Raw genomic sequence first — 4,970 nt, 5'->3', positions numbered from 1 at the left:
TGGCTAATGATAAAGTCTGGATTATGAATGCGAAATTCTCGGAACTCACAGACAGTACCAATGTACCGTCTAAGAGATTTGAAATTCAGCATGCACGCCTGATGTCGCTGCCAAAATAAGTCTTTGAGATAATGGTAATATTTAAAAGTATCATGCCTGTCACATTTTTAAAGTAAAAGATTTTGCTGTTTGTAACAAGATCGTGGTTATATATTAACTAACATTCATCAGAGTCTTTAATTAATTTTTATAAATAAAATATTTGAAAAACAAGTACACCAAATTACAGGAATCCAAATTAACAGAACTGATAATTTCTTCTAAAATCATTGGAGATACCTCTGCTTCCGAAGCTGCAGATACTGATTCTGTAGACTCTTTCCCTAAAATAGCTTTGGCAAAAATGAAATCTGAAAATCTTTTGACTGCCAGCATTTCAGAAGCGTATGGTGGAAAAAATTTAGGATTAAAACCAGGGACGAATTTGGCTCTCCTTACAATTCTGAAAAATATAGGCAGAGGAAATCTGGTTATGGGAAGAGTTTTAGAAGGACATATCAATGCTCAAATTTTAATCAATCAGTTTGGAACCAAAAAACAAAAGAAACTTTTTGCTGCAGATGCGTTTGAGGGAAAATTATTTGGTGTCTGGAATACTCAGGCAGAAGACGGTACCTTCTTATCAAAAAATGAGAAAGGAACTTTTTATTTAAATGGTGCAAAAACTTTTGCGACAGGAACAGATTATGTCACCCGGCCAATTGTAACTGCTGCCAGAAAAGACGGATCTTGGCAGATGTGTGTAGTTCCGTTAGATAAATCTACGGTAATCACCGATTCCAGTTGGTGGAATCCTATGGGCATGAAGGCAAGCCGAAGTTTTAAAATCACTTTTCTGAAATCTCATATTCCTAAAATAAATCTTTTGGGATTGGCAGGGCAATATTATCAGCAGCCTGGTTTCAGCGGTGGAGCAATACGTTTTGCTGCCGTTCAACTGGGTGCAGCCGAGCAACTTTTGGATGAGACAAAAAAGTATTTGGTGAGCCTCAACAGAACGCAGGACCCTTTTCAAAAAATGCGGCTGGGCCAGATGGCAATTGCTGTAGAATCTGGAAATCAATGGCTGACCGCGGCGGCACTGCAGATGGATCAATACATGAAAATACCTACGAAAACGAATGGTGACAGTTTCATTATTTATGCCAACATGATGCGAACTGCCATTGAGCAAATCTGTACAGAAGTCATTAATCTCTGTCAGAAATGTGTCGGTGCCCGAGGTCTCAATAAACCCTATCATTTTGAAAGAATTATCCGTGATCTGAATACATATTTGCGGCAACCCGCACCCGACGCTGTATTGGCAGACGTTGGCGGGCATATCTTACATTCCGAGACGTCAGCCGGGGATATCTGGAATTTAAATTTTAACAGAAACAAAAGTAAATGAATAACTTAAATTATGATACGCTGCCACTGGCACCCGAACAATGTGTTACAGGATTTGGAACAACATTAATTATCGCTCCGCACGCTGACGATGAAAGTTTAGGATGTGGTGGAGTTATTTCTCTATTGCGAAAATATGGACAGAATGTTTATATCGTATTGCTGAGCGACGGTACTTTATCGCATCCCAACAGCAGAGAATTTCCTGCCGAAAAGCTGAGAGATTTGCGCGAAAAAGAACTTTTGGACGCGTGCGAAATTCTTGGTGTATCAGCAGAGCATGTTATTTTTTGCAGATATTCAGACAGAAATGTTCCGACGCCTGCAAGTGAGCAGTTTGAAGCTGCGGTGAAAAACTTATCCAAAATGATGAGTATCCTAAAACCACAAAGTGTCTTCGTACCATGGAGACGGGATCCACATCCTGACCACCAGGCTGCCTTTCAGCTGATTGATGCCGCTGATACTTTAAACGCAAAAATATATGAATATCCAATATGGCTTGAGGAATTGGGCGGAGACGGAGATGCACCTACCACTGAAGAATCTATGCCTTTCAGACTTAATATCAGCAGCGTGCTTGATCAAAAGCAGCACGCGATTTCTCAGCACAAATCTCAGATTACAGACTTGATTAATGATGATCCCGAAGGCTTTCGCCTTTCAGAAGAGATGCTCAGTCAATTTAATGTACCGTATGAAACCTTTTTTATATCAAAATAATGGAAGAAAAAAAATCTTTAGATTCAGACTACTTTAAGGGTGTATATGATGCCAGTGAGGATCCGTGGAATTTCGAAACCAGCGAATATGAGGCTGAAAAATATGCATCTACCATCGCATCTCTGCCGAAAAAAAAATACGGTAATGTGCTGGAAATAGGATGCTCTATCGGAGTTCTGACGCAGCTTCTTGCAGAAAAAAGCGGTAAGTTATTAGCTACTGATATTTCAGAAAAAGCTTTGAATATCGCTGCAAAGCGCTGTGAGAAATTAGACAATGTTTCATTTCAGCAAATGAGTTTTCCTAAGGAACTTCCTGATGATCTTTACGACTTGATTATGATTTCAGAAGTCGCGTATTATTTGTCACCCGCTGACTGGGAAATTGCGATGAGCGCTATATATGACAGATTGCAATCAAAAGGAATTGTCGTTCTCGTACACTGGTTGCCTGAAGTTCATGATTATCCGCAAACCGGTGACGAAGTGCACGACAGTTTTGAACGGTTGATGGCCAATCAAATGAATAAAGTTTTCTCAAGCCGTGCCGAAAGTTACAGAACTGATATTTGGGAAAAATTCTGATTTTTATCTTTCTGAAGTCTGAATTGTAAATCCAGAATTGCAGTGTCAATGTGCACAGCTGGAAATCTTTCTTTGGTACTTAATTGCTTAAGTTTAATTACTTTCTGGAACCAATCTCCAAAATAGAGAGCGGTAACAAATGAATTATAAATTTCTTCATCCTCTTTAATTTCGGGGATGATTTTTTTTATTCTATAGTGAAATTCTTCACTGGAAAGGTTTTCTGATTCCCAAAGTGTCATCAGACTTCTTTTCTGATTGAGTCTTTCGAAAATAGAATCACATGATTCAACGAAATATTTTTCATTAGTATTCCTTAAATTTTTCCAGACATTCAGCTGATAAGATAGACCCACCGCGGCGCGCCCAACACATCTTGCAGAGGTATGTACAAAAACCCTGTGGCTGTGTCGGATTTTTGCATCTATACTTTCTAATTTTTCAAAAAAGGCACAATCTTCAAGATGTTCAACTGCAGGAACACCTCCGGATTTTGTGTAGCAGTCAGTGGTAATGGCAAAGCTTCCGTTAAAATGCTGATGATGTCTTGGTGAAGGGTCAACATTAGAATTCATGATCTGCCCCTCAAGCTCAGCAATTAAAAGATGATATTTCTCGTCTTTTAAATGATGCAGAAGGGTACACTCATCTAAACCTGCCAATTCGTTTTCGGAAAGTAATATTCGCCCTCCCACAGCTTCCGCTCCATTATCAATTTCATATTCTGTCTGAGCGATCCAATCTGGTGAAACCACGGTGTCACCGTCTGTCGTCAGGATAATACCTCCATCATTTTTGCGCAGTCTTGAATTCGCACATTCCATCAATTTTCTTCGTACGTAGCCAATATTTGAATTCTTCGGTGATAAAGTAATTTCTTCCAGATAAATGTTAATCGCAGGATGTTGAGCCTGGAAGTTTTTAATGAATGCTACTGAATTATCGGTACAGTTGTTAGCCAAAACCAAAACTTCAAACTTTTCAAAATCCAATGCATTTCCTGACAGATCTACCTGCTCCGAAAAAGATTTGAGTGTTCTTGTAATATAGGATTCTTCATCCTTCACAGGAATAACAACACTGAATTTTACTGTTGGCAAAATTTCTGATTCAAAAAATAAAGAATCGCTAAAATGTTCTGAAGGATTTTTCATGGAATATTTTTTAAGATAAGCTTTCACAGCTGTTTTTTTCTCTGCATCAACATCTTTCAAATATTTGCAATTCTAATACCATTTATCTCATAAAACAGCTAATCACCGTTTTTTTTTAACAGTTTTCTAACATTTAAAAATTGAAGACCTTAACGATATATTTGAATTTTGGAACAAAATGCCAGACTTAAGGTTTTTCCTGCTAATTTTTTATTATTTTTATAGAATATATCAATCCGGTAAAGAATAGATACATCTATATAACTGTCACATTTCCCGAATTTTTTAAACTGAAACTTGAAAAAAAGTTTATATCTGAAAGTTCCTGTTATCCCATCAATAAATTTAAAAATATGATTAATATAAAGGTCAAACGCGAAAAAATGAATGCGGTGTTTATGAAACATCATTTAAGGGGGTTACCCTTTGATGCGGTCATTCATCACTTCAGCGAAAAAGATCAGAATGAACATATCCATGATCATCCATTCAGTTTTACTACGCATATTTTAAAAGGAAGTTATGTTGAAAGGATATACGAAATCCACGAAGACGGAACTTACTCTTCCTCAATTCACCACAGACAGGAGGGGAGCGCGCACTTTGTGTCTGCGTATACCATCCACGAGATTATTGAACTTCCGGAAGGAGAATGCTTTACCTTAATCAGACCTTATGAGAGAGAGAAAGAAACATGTTTTTACAGGTTTGAAGATGGAAAAGTTTTTGTAAGACAGTGGAATCAGAGAAAATTCAGAGAATTTAACAAGAGCTGATGTTTTGAAAACCTGCACAGATTTGAACGGACAGATAATTTTTAGACTGATAAATAATAATAATTTTTCAATTTTTTCTTCATAAATTTATGAATATTGAAAATGATAGGGGATATGTCAATTAATCTGCGTATATTTGTAGAATAATAAGGCTTCGGAAGGATTTGATTTTAAATTATTTCAGATTACAACAAAGCCACTCAATTTTGTCATTAATATTTTAGGTGCTCTACCTTTTAAGAAGTTCGATTTTCACTCTTAAATTCTATACATCCATTTTT

General features: G+C 37.1%; 5 protein-coding genes. 4 read left to right on the top strand and 1 reads right to left on the bottom strand.

The genetic code is table 11. The annotated features are described in order from the left end of the window. The first annotated feature begins 262 nt into the window (after positions 1-262). The 3 genes from OMO38_RS20160 to OMO38_RS20150 are packed head-to-tail and all read left to right on the top strand — an operon-like array spanning position 263 to position 2,759. Positions 263-1,453 (top strand): acyl-CoA dehydrogenase family protein, encoded by a 1,191-nt coding sequence (locus OMO38_RS20160; RefSeq protein WP_264751974.1) that lies wholly within the window; start codon positions 263-265, stop codon positions 1,451-1,453. Next, positions 1,450-2,175 carry a PIG-L deacetylase family protein gene (locus OMO38_RS20155; protein ID WP_264751973.1) on the top strand — a complete coding sequence of 242 codons (726 nt, stop codon included), beginning with the start codon at positions 1,450-1,452 and terminating at the stop codon, positions 2,173-2,175. Before OMO38_RS20160 ends, OMO38_RS20155 begins: the two co-directional genes overlap by 4 nt. Further along, on the top strand, positions 2,175-2,759 hold the full coding sequence (locus OMO38_RS20150) for a class I SAM-dependent DNA methyltransferase (RefSeq protein WP_264751972.1): 585 nt from the start codon (positions 2,175-2,177) through the stop codon (positions 2,757-2,759). Before OMO38_RS20155 ends, OMO38_RS20150 begins: the two co-directional genes overlap by 1 nt. On the opposite strand, the gene OMO38_RS20145 is transcribed toward OMO38_RS20150, so the two are convergent. Next, positions 2,729-3,913: a glycosyltransferase family 2 protein gene (locus tag OMO38_RS20145; RefSeq protein ID WP_264751971.1), complete on the bottom strand. Its 1,185-nt coding sequence runs from the start codon at positions 3,911-3,913 to the stop codon at positions 2,729-2,731. The genes OMO38_RS20150 and OMO38_RS20145 overlap by 31 nt on opposite strands. Before the next feature lie 353 nt (positions 3,914-4,266). Between OMO38_RS20145 and OMO38_RS20140 the strand changes: the two genes are divergently transcribed. Further along, positions 4,267-4,689 carry a hypothetical protein gene (locus tag OMO38_RS20140; RefSeq protein WP_264751970.1) on the top strand — a complete coding sequence of 141 codons (423 nt, stop codon included), beginning with the start codon at positions 4,267-4,269 and terminating at the stop codon, positions 4,687-4,689. Positions 4,690-4,970: the final 281 nt, after the last annotated feature.

The sequence above is a fragment of the Chryseobacterium kimseyorum genome (assembly GCF_025971945.1).
In the GTDB taxonomy this organism is placed as follows: Bacteria; Bacteroidota; Bacteroidia; order Flavobacteriales; family Weeksellaceae; genus Chryseobacterium; species Chryseobacterium kimseyorum.
This window is presented reverse-complemented; position numbering and strand designations above follow the sequence as displayed.

What these genes read in the sequence shown, in the direction of transcription:
- OMO38_RS20155 (WP_264751973.1), top strand. Translation starts at nt 1,450, where the DNA reads ATGAATAACTTAAATTATGATACGCTGCCACTGGCACCCGAACAATGT.
- OMO38_RS20150 (WP_264751972.1), top strand. Translation starts at nt 2,175, where the DNA reads ATGGAAGAAAAAAAATCTTTAGATTCAGACTACTTTAAGGGTGTATAT.
- OMO38_RS20145 (WP_264751971.1), bottom strand. Translation starts at nt 3,913, where the DNA reads ATGAAAAATCCTTCAGAACATTTTAGCGATTCTTTATTTTTTGAATCA.
- OMO38_RS20140 (WP_264751970.1), top strand. Translation starts at nt 4,267, where the DNA reads ATGATTAATATAAAGGTCAAACGCGAAAAAATGAATGCGGTGTTTATG.